Below are 20,869 nucleotides of genomic sequence, written 5' to 3'. Positions count from 1 at the left end.
CGTGGCGGCACCGGTGCGGGCGATTTGCGAAGTCGCCCGCGCTCGCCGACACTGCGGCTTTCCACAAGGAGTGCCCGCATGTTCAGCCACATCACCGTTGGAACGAACGACATGGACGTCGCGCATCGCTTCTACGATGCCCTGTTCGCCGCGATGGGGGCACGTCCGGGTGTGTTCGACGAAAAGGGTCGGCTGCTGTACTTCAAGGATGGGCGGATGTTCGGCGTGACCGCGCCGATCGATGGGCAGCCAGCGTGCCATGCCAACGGCGGCACCATCGGTTTCAGTCTGGGCAGTGCAGAGGCCGTGCGTGCCTGGCAGGAAGCTGGCGTGGCTCACGGTGGTACCGCAATCGAAGATCCGCCCGGCGTCCGCAACATGTCCGGTCGGCAGGTGTTTCTGGCCTATCTGCGTGACCCGGATGGCAACAAGCTGTGTGCGGTGCATGTAATGTCGTGATCGGACAGGATGCGCGTGACCGCGCTGCGGCCCGCGCGGGCAAGATTGCGCTCCGGCGCGCGCGTGATAACACGGAATGGTGGGCCGGGCCTGTGACCACAGGCCGCAACTTCATGCTCTGTCCACTGCGGTTCAGCCAGAATCGGTCGGCTAACCCTTTGAGCTACCGGAGAACGCCGCCCCATGGATGTACTGGAGCCGCAACAATCCCCGGTGCGCACCCTTCGGCCTGTGTTCGCCTTCGCGGCGATCGTTGTCGTGGCGTTCGCGCTGTTCGTCAGCCTGTTTCCGCTCGGTGCGGGCCGCCTGCTGGTCAAGGCGCAGGACTGGGCCGCACTCAATGTCGGCTGGTACTACCTGCTGGCGATGACCCTGTACCTGGTGTTCGTGGTCGGTGTGGCGCTGTCCAAGTATGGTGGCATCAAGCTCGGCGCCGACCATGATGAGCCGGAGTTCAGCTATCTTTCCTGGGCCGGCATGCTGTTCGCCGCCGGCATCAGCATCACCCTGTTCTTCTTCTGCGTCTCCGAACCGCTGACCCACTACCTGCAGCCGCCGCAGGGCGAACCGGCGGCGGGCGAGGCCGGGGCGCGCCAGGCCATGCAGCTGCTCTTCCTGCACTGGGGCCTGCATGGCTGGGGCGTGTTCGCACTCGCAGCGATGGCGATGGCCTACTTCGCCTATCGCCACAACCTGCCGCTGGCGCTGCGCTCGGCGCTGTATCCGCTGATCGGCAAGCGCATCAACGGGCCGATCGGCTACACCGTGGACGCGCTGGGCATTGTCGCCACCGTATTCGGCATCGGCGCCGACATGGGCTTCGGCGTGCTGCACCTCAACGCGGGCCTGTCGCACCTGTTCAACATCCCGCACTCCAACCTGGTGCAGATCATCCTGGTGGTCAGCATGATGGGCGCGGCGGTGGCCGTCGCGGTTTCAGGCGTGGAGAAGGGCGTGCGCTGGATGGCCAACATCAACATGCTGCTGGCGATCGCGCTGGTGCTGTTCATGCTGTGCGCCGGCCCCACCCAGTACCTGCTGAGTACGCTGATGCAGAACCTGGGCGACTACCTGGGCAGCGTGGTCGGCAAGAGTTTCGATGTGTACGCCTATGGCGGCCGGCCGGAATGGCTGGGCGGTTGGACGGTGTTCTACTGGGCCTGGTGGATCGGCTGGGCGCCGTTCGTCGGCCTGTTCATCGCGCGCATCTCGCGTGGCCGCACCATCCGCGAATTCGTGTTCGGCGTGCTGCTGATCCCGCTGGGCTTCACCCTGGCCTGGCTGTCGATCTTCGGCAACAGCGCGCTGGACCAGGTGCTGCACCACGGCCAGCAGCAGCTGGCGCAGCTGGCGGTGGATGACCCACCGACCGTGCTGTATGCACTGTTGGATGGCTACCCGTGGAGCCGCACGGTGATCGCGGTGACCGTGCTGGTCAGCTTCATCTTCTTCGTGACGTCGGCTGATTCGGGGGCGGTGGTGTTGTCCACGCTGTCCTCGCACGGCGGCGCGCCGGAGGATGATGGTCCGCGCTGGCTGCGCGTGTTCTGGGGCACGGTGATCGCGGTGCTGACCGCCGGGCTGCTGCTGGCCGGCAGCATCGATGCACTGAAATCGGCGGTGGTATTGGCCTCGCTGCCGTTCTCGGCGGTGCTGCTGCTGATGATGTGGGGCCTGACCCGCGCCTTCAGTGACGAATCGCACCGCAAGCGCGCGCTGCAGTACCGGCCCTCGCCGCTGATCGGTGACGATCGCCACCATCAGGGCTGGCGCCAGCGCCTGAGCCAGGCCATGCACTTCCCGGTGCGCGACCAGGTCTACCGCTTCATGGATGACACGGTGAAGCCGGCGATGGAAGCGGTGGCCGAACAGCTGCGCGGGCAGGGCTGGGACGTGGCCACGCGCTTCGAGGCCGGCGACATGGAGCTGACGGTGAACCATGGCGAGCAGCAGGATTTCCTGTACCGGGTGATCCTGAGTGGCTACCTGACCCCGTCGTTCGCCGCGCAGCAGCTGCGCAACCAGCGCTACTACCGCGCGGAAGTGCATCTGTTCGAAGGCAGCCAGGACTACGACCTGGTCGGCTACAGCCGCAAGCAGATCATCAACGACATCATCAGCCAGTACGAACGGCACCTGCAGTTCCTGCACCTGAGCCGGTGATGCGGTGGGTGCGGACCGTTGGTCCGCACACCCCAGCAGAGCCGAGCCCATGCTCGGCTTCCTGTTGCCGAAGAGCAGCCGAGCACGGGCTCGGCTCTACAGGTGGCGCATCAGAACCGGTAGCGCGCGCCCAGCGAAACGAACTGCCCGCGCAGGTTGTACTGGCTGATGTCGAAACCGTTGGAGCCGCCGGCCGGGTCGAACGGCGGGTCCTTGTCGGTCAGGTTCAGCACCGACAGCGACAGCGTGGTGTTGGGAATGCCTTCGTAGGCCACGTACAGATCCAGCTGCTGATACGGCTTGACGCGGTCGCGCAGGCCCGGATTGCTGGTGGCCGTCGCCACGCGCTGGTCGTAGCCGCTCACGTACTGCAGGCTCAACGTGCTGCTCCAGTCGCCCACCGCCCAGTTCAGCGACGTGGTGCCGCGGGTGCGCGGCAGGGCGCCGTGGCGGTTGTTGCCGGCCCCGTCATAGGGCGCCTGGCCGGCCACCAGCGGCTGCTTGAAGCTCAGCAGGTGGGTCCAGCTGCCGGCCACGGTGAAGGTACCCCAGCCCTCGGTGCGGAAGGTGCGGTTGGCGTCCAGGTCCAGCCCGGAGGTGGTCAGTTCGCCCTGGTTGGCGTACTGGTTGGTGATGAACTGGATGCGCCCCTGCGCATCACGCTGTACACGGCCGGGGAACAGCGTCGGGTTGTCGACGATGAACTGCGCGCTGTCCGGCTTGACCAGGTTGTCCTGCTCGATGCGGTACCAGTCCAGGCCGATGCTGGTATCGCCATCCGGTGACCACACCGCGCCCACGTTGAAGTTGCGCGAGCGTTCGGCCTTCAGGTCCGGGTTGCCGGTGCGGATGTTGGTCACGCCACGGCTGCCACCGGGCTGCAGCGGATCCAGCGGATCGATCACCGAGCCGTAGCTGACGGTCTGGCCTGGCGCGATTTCCGGCAGCGAGGGGGCGCGGAAGCCGCGCGAGAACGAACCGCGCAGCAGCAGGCTGTCCAACGGCTGCCAGCGCAGCGCCAGCTTCGGCGAGAACGCCTTGCCGAAATCATCGTAGTGGTCGCCGCGACCAGCCACCTGCAGCTCAAGCGTGCGGTGCAGCGGCACGCTCAATTCGGCGTAGGCGGCGCTGACCTGGCGCTCGCCGTTGACCACGTTGATGGCCGGGCGCAGTTCGGTGCCCGACAGCACCTGTGCACTGGTGCGCGCATCCAGTGACTCCTTGCGGAACTCGGCACCCCAGGCGAAGCCGACCGCACCGGCCGGGAGGTCCCACAGCGAGGTCGAGGCCTTGACGTTCAACGCGTGCAGCTTGTACCAGCCTGGCCGCTTGGTCTGCAGGCGCAGTGCATCCAACGCGCCCGGCGTGCTGGACGGATTAAGGAAGTTGTAGCTGCCATCGCGCAGGATCTGTTCGAACGCGTAGCGGTTGACGAAATTGTCGACGTACTCGCGCTGCGCGCTCTGCGAGGTCAGCGCCGCCGCTTCCCAGTCCCAGCGCTCGCCACTGCCACGCACGCCGGCCAGGGCACGGTAGAACACCTGGGTGTTGTCCTTCAGGCGCGGGCCGAGGTCGAAGAAGGTGTACTCGAACGGCAGCGGCGTGCTGCCCGGATTGTTCGGGTGGCCCACCGGCAGCACCGCCGGCACGTCGATAAGCGTGCCGGTGGCCGGGTTGTAGGCACGCAGGCCAGGGCCCACGGTGAGCGGCGCGCTGAAGATCTGGTCGGCCTTGTTGTGGCTGTACAGCACATCGGCGAAGGCTTCGACGCTGTCGTTGAAGCGGTAGGTCGCGCTCAACGACGCCTGCAGGCGCTCGGCGCCGGGCTGCAGGGTCTTGAACGGCTGCGCGTTGAAGGCGCAGGCCTGGCCGGGCAGGGTGCTGCCGAAATCGCTGTAGGGGCGCAGCTGGCTGCCCTCGGGGCAACTGGCGAACGGTTGCGGCGCGCGCGGGTTGGACAGCCAGTTGCCACCGGCAGTGGACCAGCCGGCCAGGCGGCCGCCGGGCCTGTCGCGGAAATCGCCGCTGCGGGTAAAGGCGCGCTGGTCTGCATCGAGCCGATCGCGCTTGAGCAGGTCCAGCCCGAACAGCACGTTCCAGCCCTGCTGTTCGAGGTCACCGAAGCCGGCCAGCAGGTTGGCCTTGCGTTCGTCCAGGCCGCCCTGGGTGGCGGTACCGAAGCCGCCGCCGACTTCCACGCCCTGGAAGTTCTTTCGCAGGATGATGTTGATAACGCCGGCGATGGCATCGGAACCGTACACCGCCGAGGCGCCATCCTTCAGCACTTCGATGCGTTCCACCGCGCTGATCGGCAGCGCGTTGAGGTCGACGAAGGTGTCCTGCGTGTTGAGCGCGAAGCCGAAGTTGGACACGCGATAGCCGTTGACCAGCACCAGCGTGTTCTTCGGCGACAGGCCGCGCAGGCCGATCGATGCAGAACCGGCGGCGAAGCTGCCGGTGTACTGCTCGTCGAAACTGTTGCCGGCATTGGCCGACAGGTTGCGCAGCACGTCGGTGAGGGTGGAGCGACCGGTCTGCTCGATCTGTTCGCGGCTGACGATCTGCACCGGGTTCGGCCCGGCGGTGTCGCTGCGCTTGATGTTGGAGCCGGTCACCAGCACGGTGCCCAGGGTGGTGCTGTCCTTGCCGGCATCGGCGGTTTCAGCGGCGCCGGCAGCGCCGGCGGTGAGGCCCAGCGCGATCGCGCCGGCAAGCAGGTTCAGGGTGGTGCGGTACATGGAAGCGACAACGCCGAACGGGGGAGGAGCCGTCAGTACCGCATGCAGGCAAGTACGCCTTCCAATGACGAAAGCGCATTCAGTTATACATCACAGGTTCTTAACGAACCGACTCGATGGGTGCGGACCGTTGGTCCGCACTCCTCCCCGGGGTCAGATCCCTTTCCAGCGGAAAGGGATCTGACCCCGGTTGTCCTACCCTCAAGGCCGCAGCAGCACCTTGCCATTGCGGCCAGAACCGGCGCCCGCCTTCGCCGCCTGGGCGATGTCGTCCAGTGCGAAGATCTTCTCCACCGGCAGGGTCAGTTCGCCGCTGGCCGCACGCTTCAGCAGCTCGCCGACCAGCCGGCGCTTGTCCTCCACCGCCATCGCCTGGCTGACTTTGCTGCCCCAGAAGCCCTTCACCGTGGCCTCCTTGTAGATCAGGCCACCGGCGGGAATGCGCATCGGCTCGCCGCTCATCACCCCGAACGACACCAGCGTGCCGTGGTGGCCGAGCAGGTCGACCAGGTCACCGCTGGCGTCGCCGCCGATGGAATCCACCGCGGCCGCGGCCTGTGCTTCGCCGGTCGCTTCACGCACGCGATCCTTCCAACCCTCCACCGAGGTGTCGAACACATGATCGATACCCAGCGCCTGCAACTGCGCGACGGCATCGGCATTGCGCACCAGGTTGGCCACATGCACGCCACGCGCCCGCGCCAGCATCGCCAGCGACTTGCCCACCGCGCCATTGGCGGTGTTCTGCACGATCCACTGGCCTGCTTCGACGTGCAGGAATTCCAGCAGCATCAGCGCGCTCAGCGGCATGGCGATCAGCTGCGCGGCCATTTCGTCGGGGATCGCCTCGGGCATCGGAATCACCATGCGTGCCGGTGCAATGAACGCTTCGGCCCAGGTGCCATGCACCGAGGCGGCGGCCACCCGCTGGCCGATCTGCAGGCCGTCGACGCCTTCGCCGAGTGCATCGACCACGCCCAATGCTTCACTGCCACCGATCGCCGGCAGTGTCGGCTTGTAGCCGTAGAGGCCGCGCACGGTCAGCAGGTCGTGATTGTGGATCGAGGCCAGCACGGTGCGGATGCGCACCTCGCCGGGGCCGGGCTCGGGGAGGGTGGCATCGGCAATGGCGAGGACGTCGGCCGGGTTGCCGAAGGAAGGGTACTGGGCAGCGCGCATGGGCGGTGTTCCGCGGAAAGTTGATGTTGTACCGAACTGGGGACGCAGGCGCTGTCGACAAGGCGCCGCAGGTGCAACACGGCATCCTGCGACTGATCGTCGCGGCATGTCGTGATTGCCGCATCTTGTGTTGACGGTTCCGATTATCCCCACTATGTTGTGGTCGTCACTCCCGGTCAGCCGCCGCCGCCGGACACGCAGCAAACGTCCCGCGGCCCGCCCCTGAAGGCTTGCCGTGTCGACGCGGCCGCCATCGTGCGGACCCAGATCGCCCCCACGGCCCGGATACCGGCCGCAGGCGCAGGCTGTTGCCGACGATCTGGTATTCCCGCGCTTTGGCATCCCACCCCGACCGCCCCGTGCGCCGGTATCGCGTGCAGGGCCGCCATGGCATCGACCGCCAACGCGCGTGCGAGCCTGGAGCTTCACCACCATGACCGACAGTACCTTCCGCGTGGCCGATCTGGCCGGCGCTGGCGACGCCTTGCGCGCCGGTGGCGAGCGCGTGCCGACCTGGATCACCAAGGAGGCCGGCAACCGCCGCCTGCCATTCGACGCCGAGCGCCTGCAGCGCAGCATCGATGCGGTGCACGCCGAGTTCCCGCAGCTGGATGTGAGCGACTACCGCCGCGTGGTGCAGGCAATGGTCGAGCGCAAGCCCAGCATCAGCGCCGATGACCTTGTCGATCTGCTGATCCGCGAGGCCGAATCGCGCGTGGACCTGGTCGCGCCGGAGTGGGAGCAGTTTGCCGCGCGCATCTACCTGCGCCGCCTGTACAAGCGTGCCAGCCGCAACCGCTTCTACGATGTCGGCCTGAAGTACGGCTCCTACGTGGGCCTGCAGGAAAGCCTGGCTGACCGCGGCATCTACAGCAACGACATCCTGCGCTGCTACTCGAAGGAAGAACTGCAGCAGGCCGGCGGGATGATCGACCCGGAACGCGACCGCCTGTTCGCCTACAACGGCCTGTACCTGCTGGCCACGCGCTATCTGGCCAGCGACCGCAGCCGCGAGGTCTATGAGCTGCCGCAGGAGCGTTGGCTGACCATCGCGCTATATCTCATGCAGGAAGAAAAGCCGCGCGAGCGGCGCATGCAGCTGGTCGGCGAGGCGTACTGGGCGCTGTCCAACCTGTACATGACGGTGGCCACGCCGACCCTGGCCAACGCCGGCAAGGTCGGGGGGCAACTGTCCAGCTGCTTCATCGACACGGTGGACGACAGCCTGCAGGGCATCTATGACTCCAATACCGACATCGCCCGCGTGTCCAAGCACGGCGGCGGCGTGGGTGCCTATCTGGGCTATGTGCGCAGCAGCGGCGCGCCGATACGGGGCGTGCCCAATTCCTCCGGCGGCGTAGTGCCGTGGATCAAGCAGCTCAACAACACCGCAGTGTCGGTCGACCAGCTTGGCCAGCGCAAGGGCGCGGTGGCGGTGTACCTGGACATCTGGCACCGCGACATCGAAGCCTTCATGGACCTGCGCCTCAACAACGGCGACCAGCGCCTGCGCGCGCATGATGTGTTCACCTCGGTGTGCGTGCCGGACCTGTTCATGGAAGCAGTCGAACGCCGTGCCGACTGGTACCTGTTCGACCCGCACGAGGTGAAGCAGGCCAAGGGCTGGTACCTGCAGGACTTCTACGACGAGAAGCGCGGCGCGGGCAGCTTCCGCGACCGCTACGCCGAACTGGTGGCCGACGAGCGCATCAGCCGGCGCACGGTGAAGGCGATCGATCTGTTCAAGCGCATCATGCTCAGCCAGCTGGAGACGGGCAACCCGTTCCTGTTCTACCGCGACGAGGTCAACCGCCGTAACCCGAACAAGCACGCCGGCATGATCTATTCCAGCAACCTGTGCACCGAGATCCTGCAGAACATGAGCCCGACGCGGATGATCCAGGAGATCGTCAGCGGCGACCAGATCGTCACCACACGCCGCGCCGGCGACTTCGTGGTCTGCAACCTGTCTTCGATCAACCTCGGCCGCGCGATCCGTGCGCCGGATGACCTGCTGGCCACCGATGTGCTGGAGCGCCTGATCCCGATCCAGGTGCGCATGCTGGACAACGTGATCGACCTCAACGCACTGCCGGTGCCGCAGGCCACGATCACCAACCGCAAGTACCGCGCCATCGGACTGGGCACGTTCGGTTGGCACCACCTGCTGGCGCAGCAGGCGATCCAGTGGGATTCACCGGATGCCGAACAACTGGCCGACCGCCTGTATGAGCGCATCAATTTCCTGACCATCCAGGCCAGCGCGCAACTGGCGAAGGAAAAGGGCAGCTATCCGATGTTCACCGGCAGCGATTGGCACAACGGGCGTTACTTCCGTGATCGCGACTACACTGGCGCCGCATGGGACAGCCTGGCGCGCGAGGTCGCCACGCACGGCCTGCGCAACGGCTGGCTGCTGGCGGTGGCGCCGAACATGAGCACCGCGCAGATTGCCGGTTCCACCGCATCGATCGACCCGATCTACAGCGCGTTCTACTACGAGGAAAAAAAGGACTTCCGGCGGCCGGTGGCAGCGCCGGGCCTGTCGCTGGAAACCTGGCCGTACTACGAGAAGGGGGCGTACAAGGTCGACCAGTTCGCCAGCGTGCGCCAGAACGCGCGTCGCCAGCGCCATGTTGATCAGTCGATCAGCTTCAACCTGTACGTGCCCAGCACGATCCGCGCCAGCACCCTGCTGGAGCTGCACCTGAGCGTCTGGCGTGAAGGCCTGAAGACCACGTACTACGTGCGCTCCAACGACATCGACATCAGCGAATGCGAGTGGTGCGCCAGCTGACCGCTGCGGCCCCTGTAGAGCCGAACCCACGCTCGGCTCCGACGCGAAGAGCAGCCGAGCATGGGCTCGGTTCTACATCTGCAACGGACGTAATACGAAGGTAGACGACCATGGCAACCCCCCTCGACCGCATCAAGATCCTCGAACCGCGCCATCCCAACCGCAGCACCGGCATCATCAACGGCCGCACCAGCGGGATCCTGAACTGGAATGACATCCCGTACCCGTCGTTCTATCGGGCCTACAAGGAGCTGTCGACCAACTTCTGGATCCCCGACGAGGTCGACATGAAGGCCGATGCGCGCCAGTACGGCGAGCTGTCCGGGCGCGAAAAGAACGCCTACGACTCGATCATCGGCCTGCTGGCCACGCTCGACTCACCGCAGACGCGCTTCATCTACAACGTGGCCGAGTACATCACCGACCCGGCCGCGCATGCCAATGCCGCGATCATCGGCCAGCAGGAAGTGATCCACAACGAGAGTTACAGCTATGTGCTGGCCTCGATCACCGACCTGCCGAACCAGAACCGCGTATTTGAACTGGCGCGCACCCATCCGACCATCGTCAAGCGCAACGCGCCGATCATGGGCGCGTATGACGACTTCATGCGCGAGAAGACCGCCGAGACCCTGTTGAAGTCGTTGATCCAGTCCTCGATCCTGGAGGGCATCAACTTCTATTCCGGATTTGCGTACTTCTACAACATGGTGCGGCAGAACCGCATGACCGGCACCGGCAAGATCATCAGTTTCATCAACCGCGACGAACTGGCCCATACCAAGTTCATCAGCGAGCTGATCCGCGCCATCATCGGCGAGAACCCGGAGCTGCAGACCAACGAGCTGACCGCCTATGTGCACCAGGCGTTCGAGCACGCCATCGAACTGGAAACCCAGTGGTCATCGGAAGTACTGGACGGCATCGATGGCATCGATGTGGAGGAAATGACGCGCTACGTGAAGTACCGCGCCAACAAGATGGCCGGCATGCTCGGCATCGAGCGCCTGTACAGCGACACCACCGACAACGTGATGCCGTGGATCAAGGCCTACGCTGACAACTTCACCGAGACCAAGACCGACTTCTTCGAGATGCGCAATGCAAGTTACAAGAAGACCAACGTCGACAACGGCTTCGACGACCTCTGAGTCCGGCACGGCGCTGAGCATCCTGCTGGTGGTGGCCTCACTGAGCGGCAATACCCGCGAGCTTGGCCGGCAGATTGCCGAGCGTTGCCGCGCTGCAGGCCATGCCGTGCACTGGCAGGAGGCCGACGACCTGCAGCAGGCGCCGTCCCTGGCGGCCGACGAGGCCGACCTGGTGCTGCTGGGCTGCTGGACCGACAACGCCGGCCGCACGCCTTCGGAGATGAAGGCATGGGTGGCTGGCATCGCCGAGCGCGGCGAGCGGCCGCGGCAGCTGGCGGTGTTCGGTACCGGCGAGACACAGTGGGGGCAGGAGTACTACTGCGGTGCTGTGCACCGGCTGATCCGCTACTTCCACAGCGACTATCCGCCGCTGGAGATCGAACAGATGCCACATGGCGAGCGCCATGCCGCGGCCATCGAGGCTTGGACCGATGCGGTCCTGGCCCATTACTGGAGCAACAGCGATGCAGATCATCGACGCCACCACGCCTGAGCAGTTCCAGCAGCTGCTGGCCGAACACCCGCGCGTACTGGTGGACTTCCACAAGGACCAGTGCCCGGGGTGCCGGATGCTGGAGATGTCGCTGCACCGGGTGGCCAACAGTGTCGCGGGGCAGGGCACCACGCTGCTGCGCGTGCAGCTGGAGGTGCTGGGCGAGGCGTTCTTCAGGGAACTGGGGCTGCGGCAGACGCCGACGCTCTCGCTGTTCCGTGACGGGGACGAACGTACCCGCCTGGCAGGGTTCCAGTCGCCGCAGCAGATCGAGGCCGCGATTGCGTTGCATCTGTAGCGTGGAGATGGCGGGGTCGGATCCCTTGCCTGCGGCAAGGAGTCCGACCCCAGGGATGCGGTTTACGCCCCGGCGAAGGTGTCCACCAGCAGCTTCACGTTCAACACCACGATGACCAGCGCGATCACCCAGGCGATCGCGCCCAGCCAGCGCGGTGCGACCAGCGCGCCCATCGTCATCTTGTCGGTCACGATCCGTACCAGCGGGATGATCGCGAACGGCAACTGCATCGACAGCACCACCTGGCTCAGCACCAGCAGCTTCACCGCGCCCTGGTCGCCGAACAGCAGGATCACCACCACCACCGGGATGATGGCCAGCGCACGCGTGATCAGCCGACGCAGCCACGGCGGCATTCGCAGGTGCAGGAAGCCTTCCATCACGATCTGGCCGGCCAGCGTGGCGGTCACCGTCGAATTCAGGCCCGAGGCCAGCAGGGCCACCGCGAACAACGTCGCCGCCGCGCCCACACCCAGCATCGGTGCCAGCAGCTGGTGCGCCTGCTCGATGTCTTCCACATCAAATCGGCCATTGGCATGGAACACCGCCGCCGCCAGGATCAGGATGCTGGCGTTGATGAACAGCGCCAGGGTCAGCGCGAGGGTGCTGTCGGTCACCGCCCAGCGCAGCGCACTGCGGCGGCCTTCATCGGTACGTGGGTAGGCGCGGGTCTGCACGATGGACGAATGCAGGTACAGGTTGTGCGGCATCACGGTGGCACCAATGATGCCGATCGCGATGTACAGCGCGTGCGGATCGGTCACCACCTGCGCGCGCGGAATGAAGCCGCCCAGCACCGCCATCACCGGCGGCGCAGCCATCGCGATCTGCACCACGAAGCAGGCGAAGATCACCATCAGCAGCGCGATCACGAACGCTTCCAGCGCACGGAAGCCGCGGTTCATCAGCAGCAGCACCAGCAGCGTGTCCAGCGCGGTGATCACCGCACCCCACAGCAGTGGCAGATCGAACAGCAGTTTCAGTGCGATGGCGGTGCCGATCACCTCGGCCAGGTCGCAGGCGATGATCGCCGCCTCGCACAGCGCCCACAGCGCCAGGTTCACCGGCTTGGGGTAACGCGCGCGGCAGGCCTGCGCCAGGTCCATGCCGGTGGCGATGCCGAGCCGCGCCGACAGCGCCTGCAGGATCACCGCCATCAGGTTGGAGACGAGGATGACCGACAGCAGCAGGTAGCCGAAGCGCGAACCGCCGGCGAGGTCAGTGGCCCAGTTGCCAGGGTCCATGTAGCCGACCGAGATCATGTAGCCCGGGCCGAGGAAGGCCAGCAGGCGGAACCACCAATGGCCCTTGTCGGGCACCGCGACCGAGGCGTTGAGCGCACCCAGGCTGGCCGGAGTGGAGGCCGAAGGGTCGCGGGGCGCCAGGGTGTTCATGGGTCCGAATATAGCTTCTGCTATAGTCATTAGCAATGTGAAACAATCGTCTTTGTCGTGTGACTGGTCCAGAATTCAGGTTCAACACCGGATTGCACCGGAAGGACAGGCGCAGGCGTGGGCAAGACCGACGATTCGACATCGCTGAAAAGCACCCCCTTGATCGAGGCCGAGCGCCAGGTCGAGAGCTTCCGGCAAGTGCGCGAGGCGCACCGGATGGAACTGGTGGAGGACTATGTCGAGCTGATTTCGGACCTGCTGGCCGACGGCGGCGAGGCCCGCCAGGTCGACATCGCCACCCGACTGGGCGTGGCCCAGCCCACCGTGGCGAAGATGCTGCGGCGCCTGGCCCGTGATGGCTGGGTGGTACAGCGGCCGTACCGTGGCGTGTTCCTGACCCCGGAAGGCGAGGCGCTGGCCCACGCCAGCCGCCAGCGCCACCAGACCGTGGAGCGTTTCCTGCTGGCGCTGGGCGTGGACGCGGATACCGCGCGGCGCGATGCCGAGGGCATCGAGCACCATGTGAGCGAGCAGACGCTGGCCTTGTTCGAAGCCTTCGTGCGCAAGGCCGAGGGCGAGGCGCCGTAACGGTAGCGCCGGGTCATGGCCTCCGGCCGTTCGCGCGATCCCGGTTTTTGTAGAGCCGAGCCATGCTCGGCTGCCGTTCGCACGGTGATCGAATGCGTCGAGCGTGGCTCGACTCTACAGATCGGGCGGGCAGCGCGCCTGCTGCTGCGCACACGCCCGTTTCATCCATTCCTTCAACACCGGCTGCAGGCCTTCATAGCGCCGGCCTTGCCAGCCGTTGGCCAGCACCGTGCCGTCGGCATCGATCAGTACCAGGTTCGGCGGTGCCAGCCCGGCCAATGCCTGCAGCGCCGGCATGCGCGCGGCGCGGCGCGGGTCCAGCACCGGCCACGGCATGTCCTGCGCGTGCATGTAGCGGCGCAGCGCGCTCTCGCTCTCATCCAGGCTGACGTACACCACTTCGGTATCGGCGCCGGCTTCGCGCAATGCGTCGCGCACGCTGCGCAGCGTGGGGACGAACGCATGGCACGGTGCGCACCAGTCGGCACCGAAGTACAGCGCGACCAGCTTCGGCGGCGGCGACCACTGCATCGGCCGCAGCGAGCGCTGCTCCGGCCGCATCAACGAGGCCGAGACCTGCGCGTGCAGGTCCGCAGCCACCGTCGGTGCGGCCGGCAGCACGGCACAGGCCAGCACCAACGCTCGCAGCGCTTCAGAACGCATAGCGCAGGTTGACATACCACGAGCGCGCGAAGCGCGGTCCGTAGACATAGTCGCTGTCACGCAGTGCGCCCACTTCCAGATCCTTCTGGCGCTGATCGAACACGTTCTTGACGCCCGCGGCCACCGACACTTCCTGCTGCGCCTGTGCGCCCAGGTGACGGTGCCAACGCGCCCCGAGATCGGTGACCAGGAACGAACGCGTGCGGTGCAGTTCGCCCAACCGGTTGTTCAGCACCGACATCGGCCCGGTATGGCGCAGCGCGACGAAGGTCTCCCACGGTTCGGCCGGCATCCAGCTGAGCTGGGCCAGGCCGGTCCAGCGCGGAGTCTTCAGGTAGTCGCGGCTTTCGATCACGGTGTCGCCACCGTCGCCGCTGTCGTCGAAGATGCGCTGCGGCTCGCGGAAGCGCGAGCGGTACCACGAGGCGCCGGCGGTCAGGCGCCACTGCGGCGACGGCTGCCAGCCGAGGTTGGTTTCCGCACCCAGCACGTCCGAGCCGGAGGCGTTGTAACGCAGCTGGCTCAGCTGGCCGTCATCGCCGCGCTGGACCTCGCCCAGCGCGAAGGTATCGCGGATGCGTGCATAGGAGGCGGTAGCATCCCAGCTCCACACCGGATTGGCCGGGTCCGAGCGCCAGTCGAAGCCGAACAGGGTGGTCAGCGCGCGCTCTTCCTTCAGGCCATCGGTATTGCGCACGCGTACCTGTTGGCCACCGAGCGTATCGACGTGCACATCCTCAACGAAGATCTCCGGAGCACGGAAGCCGGTGGCGATGCCCGCCCGCCATTTCAGGTTCGGTGTAGCCTGCCAGGCCAGCGCGATGCGCGGCGAGAACACCGCGCTGTCCAGTTCCGAGCTCTTGTCCACGCGTGCACCCAGCACCAGGTCGACGTTGTCGCGCAGGCTCCATTCGTCCTGGATGAACGCGCCCAGGTTGTGGAAGGTCGCATCCTCCAGCACCGCAAGACGCTGCCCATCACCGGTGCGGTTGTCGTCGCGCAGCGCCTCGTGCTTGTACTGCACGCCGAAGGCCAGCGCATGCGCGCCCAGCCGCCAGTTCAACTGGCTGTCGATGTAGTGCAGCGGGTTGTGGGTGCGGCCGTACTGGCGCCACGAACGCGAGGCCGCGCTGCCGGCCACGTTGCGGTCCAGCTGCGACGGGTCATAGCCGGGTGCGGACGGATCGGTGACTACGTCGCCGAGACCGCCGTAGAAGCTGTCGCGGTCGATGTCGGCGAAGGCGTAGGCCAGGCGGAAATCGACGTCGGCAGTGATCTCCTGGTCCCACGACACACTGCCGCGCCGGTATTTCGTATCCAGCGATTCGGCGATGTTGGCCAGGTATTCGGGCTGGTCCAGGCGGTTGCCGCCGCGGCGGGTTTCATCGGTCACCTGCAGGTCCAGGCGCAGCCGCGTACCCGGCGTGGGCGCGTACCAGGCCTGCAGCCCGCCGACCTTGAGGTTCTTTCGGGTGATCTCGGTGTAGCCGTCACCGTTGTAGTCGATGCCGTTGTTCCAGTTGCGCTGGGCAATCACGGACAGGCCGGCGTCTGCGTCCCTGGCCACCAGGTCCAGCCGCAGGTCGGCGTTCTTCTGCGGCGTACCTTCCAGGACATCCACGCCGGCCTGCACATGGCCACCACTGCGCGCCGGCAGCGGCGGAATCAGGTTGATCACACCGGCAACCGCACCCGGGCCGTACAGCGCCGAGCCACCGCCCTTGACCACTTCGATGCGGTCGACGAACCCGGCCGGAATCTGTTCCAGGCCGTACACGCTGCCCAGCGTGGACAGCAGCGGGATGCCATCGAACAGCAGCTGGTTGTAGGCACCGGGCAGGCCCAGCAGCTGCACTTCGCTGGTGTTGCAGTTCTGGCAGTTGCTCTCCACGCGCAGGCCGTTGATCAGCTCGGCGGCGCGCGAGAAGTCGGTGGCCGCGCGCAGCGCGATGTCTTCCTTGCGCAGCACCTCGGTGCGGATCGGCACGTCCGACAGCAGGCGTTCGCTGCGCGTGGCGGTGCTCACCTTGACCTGCACACGGTCCAGTTCGGTCGGTTTCGGAGTGGCGGCCAGTGCAGGCAGCGGCAGGGTCAGGGCAATGGCGGCGGCCAGGGGCAGCCGATCGAAGAGGGGCGTGGCAACGGGCATGAGGGCGTCGTCCTTGGGGAAAGAAAGGCGGCGAGGGCGACCTGGCTGACGCATATGAAAGCGGTGGCTTATCAATATAGCAAGTGCTATATAAGGACGCCGCAGTCATTCCGAGCGGAACGCCGATCGAGTCAGATCATAGCGGTGTTATAACATTACATTTGGCAGCCGCAACCCTGCCTGTGGTCATGCACGGAGGTTGGTGTTGCTGTGTGGTTGGGGTCAGAGCCCTTTCCCCTGGAAAGGGATCCGACCCCGGGGGCGATCGTCAGCCGCGGCGGAACGCGGCGGGCGTGCGGGCGCCGACGATGATCATGCGGATCATCGTGGAGATCTCTTCGATCAGCTCCGGGTCCTTCTCCGGCGGCAGGTCCATGGCGGTGGCACCCATCGCGAACACCAGCCGGGTGATGGCCTTGGCCACCAGTTCCGGGGCATGCAGCACGGCGCCGTCCAGCGCGGCCAGGCGCACCAGGTCGTGCTGCAGCTCTTCCTCGAAATAGTGCAGCTCACGTTCGACCGCGTGCTTGAAGTCGTCCGAACCCACCGCGCCTTCGCGCAGCAGTACGTGCAGCAGCTTGTCGTCGGCGCGCAGCTGTTCCATGAAGGTCTCCACCGAAACCCGCACCACGCTGGTGGCGGTGGAGGTGGCACGCTGGCGGGCCTCGCCGATGATGGTCCGCAGCGAACGGCCGGCGGCGTCGATCAGCGCCACGGCCAGTTCGTCCATGTCGCGGAACTGCCGGTAGAAGCTGTTCGGCGCGATGCCGGCCTCACGTGCCACTTCGCGCAGGCTGAGCGTGGACAGGCTGCGGTGCGGCCCGATCAGTTTCAGGGCGGCGGCCAGCAGGTCCTCGCGGCTCACCGTACGGCGGGCCGGGCTGTTGGCATCTTCAGGCGTCGACAAGGCGGTGGCGGCGGCCATGGGGGTTCCGGTGGGGCGAGGCTGAATCATACCCAATCCGGTTCAATATACACATGTATACACAGGTGTATGTGCGCCCGTATAGTTCGCCCATGAGCGCTGTCGTCCGTCCGTCCCTGTTCTCTCCGTACCGCTGGGTCTCGCCGTCGCTGTTCGATTTCTGGGCGGGCCAGCTCAATCCCCTGTGGACCCTGCGCGAGCCGGTGGCCCGCCTGGTCCGGCGAGAGCCGGCCGGCGAGGGCGCGGCGACCCTGGTCCTGCGCACCAACCGGCACTGGGCCGGCATGCGCGCCGGCCAGCACGTCACCCTGGGCGTGGAGATTGAAGGGCGCCTGTGGCAGCGCAGCTACAGCCCCACCGCACTGGGTCGGCGCGAGCTGGCGATCACCGTCAAGGCGATCGACGGCGGCCTCGTCAGCCAGCACCTGGTCAACCGCGCGCAGCCGGGCGAACTGTTCCGCCTCGATGCCGCCTTCGGCGAGTTCCACATGCCGGCTGCGGCGCCGGTGTTGCTGCTGGCTGCCGGCAGTGGCATCACGCCGATGCGCAGCCTGTTGCGCGACGCCTGCCAGCGCCCGCTGGCAGCGCCGGTGGACCTGTTCTACTGGGAACGCAGCGCCGCCCACCTGCAGTTCCGTGATGAGCTGCAGGCGTTGGCCGCCAGCCAGCCGAACCTGCGTGTGCATCTGCTGACCACCCGCGAAGGGGATGTGCCCGCCGCACGTATCGATGCCCACGACCTGCAGGTGGCGGGCGATGACACCCCGTTGGCGCAGCGCCATGTACTGGCCTGCGGCCCGGACGGCTTCGTTGCCGCCGCCCGCGAACGCCTGGCGCACCAGGTCGCCGGTTTCCAGGCGGAAGCGTTCACTTCTCCCGCACCGCTGCGTGACGCCAGCAGTGAAGGGGAGGTCGTGCTGACGCTGGCGCGCAGTGGCCGCCAGCTGAGCGTGCCGCGTGGCAGCTCGTTGCTGGACAGCCTGGAAGCCCATGGCATCAAGCCCAGGCATGGCTGCCGCATGGGCATCTGCAACACCTGCAGCTGTGACCGCGTCAGTGGCGCCACCCGCCACCTGCGCACCGGCGACCTGCAGTCCGAATCGGCGCAGCCGGTACGGATCTGCGTGAGCGCACCGACCACCGACCTGACCCTGGATCTCTGAGGACGCCTGCCATGACCCGCGCTACCGACCGTGCCCTGAGTACTGCCGAGATGCATGCCTTCGGTGAGGAACTCGACGCGATCCGCGACCGTGTGATCGGCAGCCTCGGCGCCTCCGATACCCGCTACATCCGCCGCGTGGCCGCCGCCGTGCGCTGGTTTGGCGTGGGGGGCCGTGGCCTGCTGTTCCTGGCGGCGTTCTCGCCACTGTTCTGGATGCCGCTGCTGTGGCCGGCCGCGATCACCGGCACGCTGCTGCTGGCGCTGTCGAAGATCCTGGAGAACATGGAGCTGGGCCACAACGTCATGCACGGCCAGTTCGACTGGACCGGCGACCCCAAGCTCAACGGCAATACCTATGAGTGGGACATCGTTGCCACTGCCGACAACTGGCGCAAGACCCACAATTTCCGCCACCACACCTATACCAACGTGCGTGGCATGGACGATGACATCGGTTATGGCCTGCTGCGCATCTTCCCGGAGCAGCGCTGGAAGCCGTTCTACCTGCTGCAGCCGATCATCGCGCCGATCTTCGCGCTGCTGTTCCAGTGGGGCGTGGCCGCGCAGGACCTGCGCCTGGGCCGCTGGCTGAAGGGCCGTATCAGCGGCCGTGCGATGTGGCTGCAGACCCGCCCGGTGGCGCGGAAAATGGCCCGCCAGGTGCTGAAGGACTACGTGTTCTTCCCGCTGCTGGCCGGCCCGTTCTTCCTCACCGTGATGCTGGGCAACATGGTGGCCAACGGACTGCGCAACATCTGGACCTACGTGATCATCTTCTGCGGCCACTTCACCGCCGAATCGGAAACCTTCCCGAAGGAATGCCTGCGCAATGAATCGCGCGGCCACTGGTACCTGCGCCAGCTGCGCGGTTCATCCAACATCAGCGGCGGCTTCCTGATCAACGTGCTGTCGGGCAACCTCAGCCACCAGATCGAGCATCACTTCTATCCGGACCTGCCGGCCAACCGCTATGCGGCCATTGCCAAGGAAGTGAAGGACATCTGCCGTCGCTACGGCCAGCACTACAACAACGGCTCGCTGCCGCGCCAGTTCGGCCAGGTGGTCTGGCGCATCCTGCGCCACGCGTTCCCGAGCAAGCCGCGCCGCCTGCCGATGTCGGACATCATGTCCGCACCGGCATCGGCCAACGCGGGCTGATCAACTCAGCCCGCTTTCGCCGGCTCCGCCTGCTCGCGGTCCAGGCGGCGCAGGAACACCTGCATTTCCTTGCGTGCCTGCTGGTCGCCCTTGCTGCCGGCCACGCTCAATCCGCGCTGCCAGGCTTCGCGCGCCGCCTGCGGCTGGCCACTGGCCAGCCAGGCCTTGCCCAGCAGCTTCCACGCCGCCGAGTACTGCGGATCAAGCACCACGCAACGGCCCAGATGGGTGGCCGCGCGCACCGGGTTGCCGGCATCCAGCCAGCCCTTGCCCAGGCCGAAGCGCAGCAGCGCGCCATCCTTGCCGGCGGCGAGCATGCATTCCAGAGCTTCGATGTTCATCCGCGCACCTCCACCAGCAGTTCGGCCGGGCCGGGCTGGAAGCGGCCGCGATGGAACAGCAGCGGCGCGCCGCCGTTCTCGTGCACGTCGATGATGCGGCCGGCCAGCAGCAGGTGATCGCCCACCGGCCACTGTGCGTGGCGGGTACAGGTGAGATGGGCGACCGCACCGGCGATGCGGGGTGGGGCGTCCTCGTCGTCATCCAGCAATGCCAGGCCGTCGAAGCGATTGCGGACCTGCGGATCGGCGAAGCGCCGGGCCAGCGCTTCCTGGTCGGCCGCCAGCACGCTGATTGCAAAGCGGGTGGCGCGCTGGAAGGTGGACAGGCTCTGCGCGTGCAACGCCAGGTTCCACAGCACCAGCGGTGGCTGCAGCGAGACCGGTACGAACGAGTTGATGGTCAGGCCGACCGGCTTGCCCTGTGCATCGCGCGCGCAGACGATGGCCACGCCGGTCGGGAAATGGCCGAGCAGCCGCCGCAGGGCACGCGGCGGCATCTCGACCGACGGCACCGGCGCCGGTGCGGGGAAGACCCCCGCCCACGGCCCGGCGTACGGCACTGTCTCGCCGCTCATGAGGCCCGGGCCTGGCGGTAGCGCCGGCCGACCTCGGCCCAGTTGATGATGTTGAAGAACGCACCGATGTAGTCCGGGCGACGGTTCTGGTAGTGCAGGTAGTAGGCGTGTTCCCAGACGTCCAGCGCGAGGATCGGGGTATTGCCGGACAGGCCCACGGTTGCACCCATCAGCGGGCTGTCCTGGTTGGCGCTGCTTTCGACCTGCAGGCGGCCGTCGCGATCACTGGTCAGCCAGGCCCAGCCGCTGCCGAAACGGGTCTGCGCGGCCTTGCTGAAGGCGTCCTTGAAGGCATCGAAGCTGCCCAGGTCACGGTCGATGGCGGTGGCCAGTTCCTCATCGGGTGCACCACCGTCGGCGCTGAGCACGGTCCAGAACAGGCTGTGATTGGCGTGGCCACCGCCGTTGTTGCGGACCGCGCCACGCTGCGCCTCGGGCACGGCACCGAGGTTGGCGATCAGCGCCTCGACCGGCAGCTCGGCGATGCCGGCCTGCTCGATGGCGGCATTGAGGTTGTTGACGTAGGCCTGGTGGTGCTTGCTGTGATGGATCTCCATCGTGCGCGCATCGAAGTGCGGCTCAAGGGCGTCGTAGGCGTAGGGGAGCGGGGGAAGCGAGTACGACATCGAAGCA

General features: G+C 66.6%; 18 protein-coding genes. 9 read left to right on the top strand and 9 right to left on the bottom strand.

Annotated elements, in window-relative coordinates; all coding sequences use genetic code 11:
* Positions 1–78 precede the first annotated feature (78 nt).
* Together AC5P8R_RS07230 and betT are read left to right on the top strand one after the other, a co-directional pair.
* Positions 79–459: a VOC family protein gene (locus tag AC5P8R_RS07230; protein ID WP_046431075.1), complete on the top strand. Its 381-nt coding sequence runs from the start codon at positions 79–81 to the stop codon at positions 457–459.
* A 183-nt stretch (positions 460–642) separates the two neighbouring features.
* Positions 643–2,622, top strand: coding sequence for a choline BCCT transporter BetT (gene betT / locus AC5P8R_RS07225; RefSeq protein ID WP_049407437.1), 1,980 nt, complete (start codon positions 643–645; stop codon positions 2,620–2,622).
* A 110-nt stretch (positions 2,623–2,732) separates the two neighbouring features.
* Here the strand turns inward: betT and AC5P8R_RS07220 are convergent, their stop codons facing one another.
* The gene (locus AC5P8R_RS07220; protein ID WP_495223208.1) at positions 2,733–5,360 is read right to left on the bottom strand and encodes a TonB-dependent receptor; all 2,628 of its coding nucleotides are present in this window, start codon (positions 5,358–5,360) and stop codon (positions 2,733–2,735) included.
* Positions 5,361–5,561: 201 nt separating this feature from the next.
* Positions 5,562–6,539, bottom strand: coding sequence for a zinc-binding dehydrogenase (locus tag AC5P8R_RS07215; RefSeq protein ID WP_075077108.1), 978 nt, complete (start codon positions 6,537–6,539; stop codon positions 5,562–5,564).
* Between the two features lie 433 nt (positions 6,540–6,972).
* On the opposite strand from AC5P8R_RS07215, the gene AC5P8R_RS07210 reads away from it, so the two are divergent.
* The 4 genes from AC5P8R_RS07210 to AC5P8R_RS07195 all read left to right on the top strand — a co-directional run bounded on the left by AC5P8R_RS07210 (position 6,973) and on the right by AC5P8R_RS07195 (position 11,278).
* Positions 6,973–9,336: a ribonucleoside-diphosphate reductase subunit alpha gene (locus tag AC5P8R_RS07210; RefSeq protein ID WP_495223207.1), complete on the top strand. Its 2,364-nt coding sequence runs from the start codon at positions 6,973–6,975 to the stop codon at positions 9,334–9,336.
* 110 nt (positions 9,337–9,446) lie between these two features.
* A complete protein-coding gene (locus tag AC5P8R_RS07205; protein ID WP_495223205.1) occupies positions 9,447–10,487 on the top strand; it encodes a ribonucleotide-diphosphate reductase subunit beta in 1,041 nt (346 codons plus the stop codon).
* A 13-nt stretch (positions 10,488–10,500) separates the two neighbouring features.
* On the top strand, positions 10,501–10,980 hold the full coding sequence (locus AC5P8R_RS07200) for a flavodoxin (RefSeq protein WP_041864216.1): 480 nt from the start codon (positions 10,501–10,503) through the stop codon (positions 10,978–10,980).
* Entirely contained in the window at positions 10,952–11,278 is a 327-nt protein-coding gene (locus AC5P8R_RS07195; RefSeq protein WP_005409967.1) for a thioredoxin family protein, read from the top strand. The genes AC5P8R_RS07200 and AC5P8R_RS07195 overlap by 29 nt, the downstream gene beginning before the upstream one ends.
* A 62-nt stretch (positions 11,279–11,340) precedes the next feature.
* On the opposite strand, the gene AC5P8R_RS07190 is transcribed toward AC5P8R_RS07195, so the two are convergent.
* Positions 11,341–12,672, bottom strand: coding sequence for an Nramp family divalent metal transporter (locus AC5P8R_RS07190; protein ID WP_495223204.1), 1,332 nt, complete (start codon positions 12,670–12,672; stop codon positions 11,341–11,343).
* 117 nt (positions 12,673–12,789) lie between these two features.
* On the opposite strand from AC5P8R_RS07190, the gene mntR reads away from it, so the two are divergent.
* Positions 12,790–13,260 (top strand): manganese-binding transcriptional regulator MntR, encoded by a 471-nt coding sequence (gene mntR, locus AC5P8R_RS07185; RefSeq protein ID WP_014647435.1) that lies wholly within the window; start codon positions 12,790–12,792, stop codon positions 13,258–13,260.
* A gap of 114 nt (positions 13,261–13,374) precedes the next feature.
* Here the strand turns inward: mntR and AC5P8R_RS07180 are convergent, their stop codons facing one another.
* From AC5P8R_RS07180 to fabR, 3 genes are all read right to left on the bottom strand, one after another.
* Positions 13,375–13,923 (bottom strand): thioredoxin-like domain-containing protein, encoded by a 549-nt coding sequence (locus AC5P8R_RS07180; RefSeq protein ID WP_041863553.1) that lies wholly within the window; start codon positions 13,921–13,923, stop codon positions 13,375–13,377.
* Positions 13,913–16,072, bottom strand: coding sequence for a TonB-dependent receptor plug domain-containing protein (locus tag AC5P8R_RS07175; RefSeq protein WP_495223203.1), 2,160 nt, complete (start codon positions 16,070–16,072; stop codon positions 13,913–13,915). The genes AC5P8R_RS07180 and AC5P8R_RS07175 overlap by 11 nt, the downstream gene beginning before the upstream one ends.
* 268 nt (positions 16,073–16,340) lie before the next feature.
* A complete protein-coding gene (fabR, locus tag AC5P8R_RS07170) occupies positions 16,341–16,997 on the bottom strand; it encodes an HTH-type transcriptional repressor FabR (protein ID WP_014647432.1) in 657 nt (218 codons plus the stop codon).
* A gap of 92 nt (positions 16,998–17,089) precedes the next feature.
* Between fabR and AC5P8R_RS07165 the strand changes: the two genes are divergently transcribed.
* Positions 17,090–18,160 carry a ferredoxin reductase gene (locus AC5P8R_RS07165; RefSeq protein WP_495223202.1) on the top strand — a complete coding sequence of 357 codons (1,071 nt, stop codon included), beginning with the start codon at positions 17,090–17,092 and terminating at the stop codon, positions 18,158–18,160.
* An 11-nt stretch (positions 18,161–18,171) separates the two neighbouring features.
* On the top strand, positions 18,172–19,320 hold the full coding sequence (locus tag AC5P8R_RS07160; RefSeq protein WP_014647430.1) for a fatty acid desaturase family protein: 1,149 nt from the start codon (positions 18,172–18,174) through the stop codon (positions 19,318–19,320).
* A gap of 5 nt (positions 19,321–19,325) precedes the next feature.
* Here AC5P8R_RS07160 and AC5P8R_RS07155 read toward each other — a convergent pair whose 3' ends face one another.
* The 3 genes from AC5P8R_RS07155 to AC5P8R_RS07145 are packed head-to-tail and all read right to left on the bottom strand — an operon-like array spanning position 19,326 to position 20,862.
* A complete protein-coding gene (locus AC5P8R_RS07155; RefSeq protein WP_014647429.1) occupies positions 19,326–19,661 on the bottom strand; it encodes a tetratricopeptide repeat protein in 336 nt (111 codons plus the stop codon).
* Positions 19,658–20,236, bottom strand: coding sequence for a flavin reductase family protein (locus AC5P8R_RS07150; protein WP_032962524.1), 579 nt, complete (start codon positions 20,234–20,236; stop codon positions 19,658–19,660). The genes AC5P8R_RS07155 and AC5P8R_RS07150 overlap by 4 nt, the downstream gene beginning before the upstream one ends.
* Positions 20,233–20,862: a superoxide dismutase gene (locus tag AC5P8R_RS07145; protein ID WP_014647427.1), complete on the bottom strand. Its 630-nt coding sequence runs from the start codon at positions 20,860–20,862 to the stop codon at positions 20,233–20,235. Before AC5P8R_RS07145 ends, AC5P8R_RS07150 begins: the two co-directional genes overlap by 4 nt.
* Positions 20,863–20,869 lie beyond the last annotated feature (7 nt).

This window comes from Stenotrophomonas sp. YJH_SMC_73 (assembly GCF_059370155.1).
Note: the sequence above shows the minus strand (reverse complement) of the source record. Positions and strands in the feature narration are given on the sequence as shown.

Bases quoted from the DNA above. Each gene is read 5' to 3' on its own strand.
- AC5P8R_RS07230 (WP_046431075.1), top strand. From the start codon at position 79: ATGTTCAGCCACATCACCGTTGGAACGAACGACATGGACGTCGCGCAT.
- betT (WP_049407437.1), top strand. From the start codon at position 643: ATGGATGTACTGGAGCCGCAACAATCCCCGGTGCGCACCCTTCGGCCT.
- AC5P8R_RS07220 (WP_495223208.1), bottom strand. From the start codon at position 5,360: ATGTACCGCACCACCCTGAACCTGCTTGCCGGCGCGATCGCGCTGGGC.
- AC5P8R_RS07215 (WP_075077108.1), bottom strand. From the start codon at position 6,539: ATGCGCGCTGCCCAGTACCCTTCCTTCGGCAACCCGGCCGACGTCCTC.
- AC5P8R_RS07210 (WP_495223207.1), top strand. From the start codon at position 6,973: ATGACCGACAGTACCTTCCGCGTGGCCGATCTGGCCGGCGCTGGCGAC.
- AC5P8R_RS07205 (WP_495223205.1), top strand. From the start codon at position 9,447: ATGGCAACCCCCCTCGACCGCATCAAGATCCTCGAACCGCGCCATCCC.
- AC5P8R_RS07195 (WP_005409967.1), top strand. From the start codon at position 10,952: ATGCAGATCATCGACGCCACCACGCCTGAGCAGTTCCAGCAGCTGCTG.
- AC5P8R_RS07190 (WP_495223204.1), bottom strand. From the start codon at position 12,672: ATGAACACCCTGGCGCCCCGCGACCCTTCGGCCTCCACTCCGGCCAGC.
- AC5P8R_RS07180 (WP_041863553.1), bottom strand. From the start codon at position 13,923: ATGCGTTCTGAAGCGCTGCGAGCGTTGGTGCTGGCCTGTGCCGTGCTG.
- AC5P8R_RS07175 (WP_495223203.1), bottom strand. From the start codon at position 16,072: ATGCCCGTTGCCACGCCCCTCTTCGATCGGCTGCCCCTGGCCGCCGCC.
- fabR (WP_014647432.1), bottom strand. From the start codon at position 16,997: ATGGCCGCCGCCACCGCCTTGTCGACGCCTGAAGATGCCAACAGCCCG.
- AC5P8R_RS07165 (WP_495223202.1), top strand. From the start codon at position 17,090: ATGAGCGCTGTCGTCCGTCCGTCCCTGTTCTCTCCGTACCGCTGGGTC.
- AC5P8R_RS07160 (WP_014647430.1), top strand. From the start codon at position 18,172: ATGACCCGCGCTACCGACCGTGCCCTGAGTACTGCCGAGATGCATGCC.
- AC5P8R_RS07155 (WP_014647429.1), bottom strand. From the start codon at position 19,661: ATGAACATCGAAGCTCTGGAATGCATGCTCGCCGCCGGCAAGGATGGC.
- AC5P8R_RS07150 (WP_032962524.1), bottom strand. From the start codon at position 20,236: ATGAGCGGCGAGACAGTGCCGTACGCCGGGCCGTGGGCGGGGGTCTTC.
- AC5P8R_RS07145 (WP_014647427.1), bottom strand. From the start codon at position 20,862: ATGTCGTACTCGCTTCCCCCGCTCCCCTACGCCTACGACGCCCTTGAG.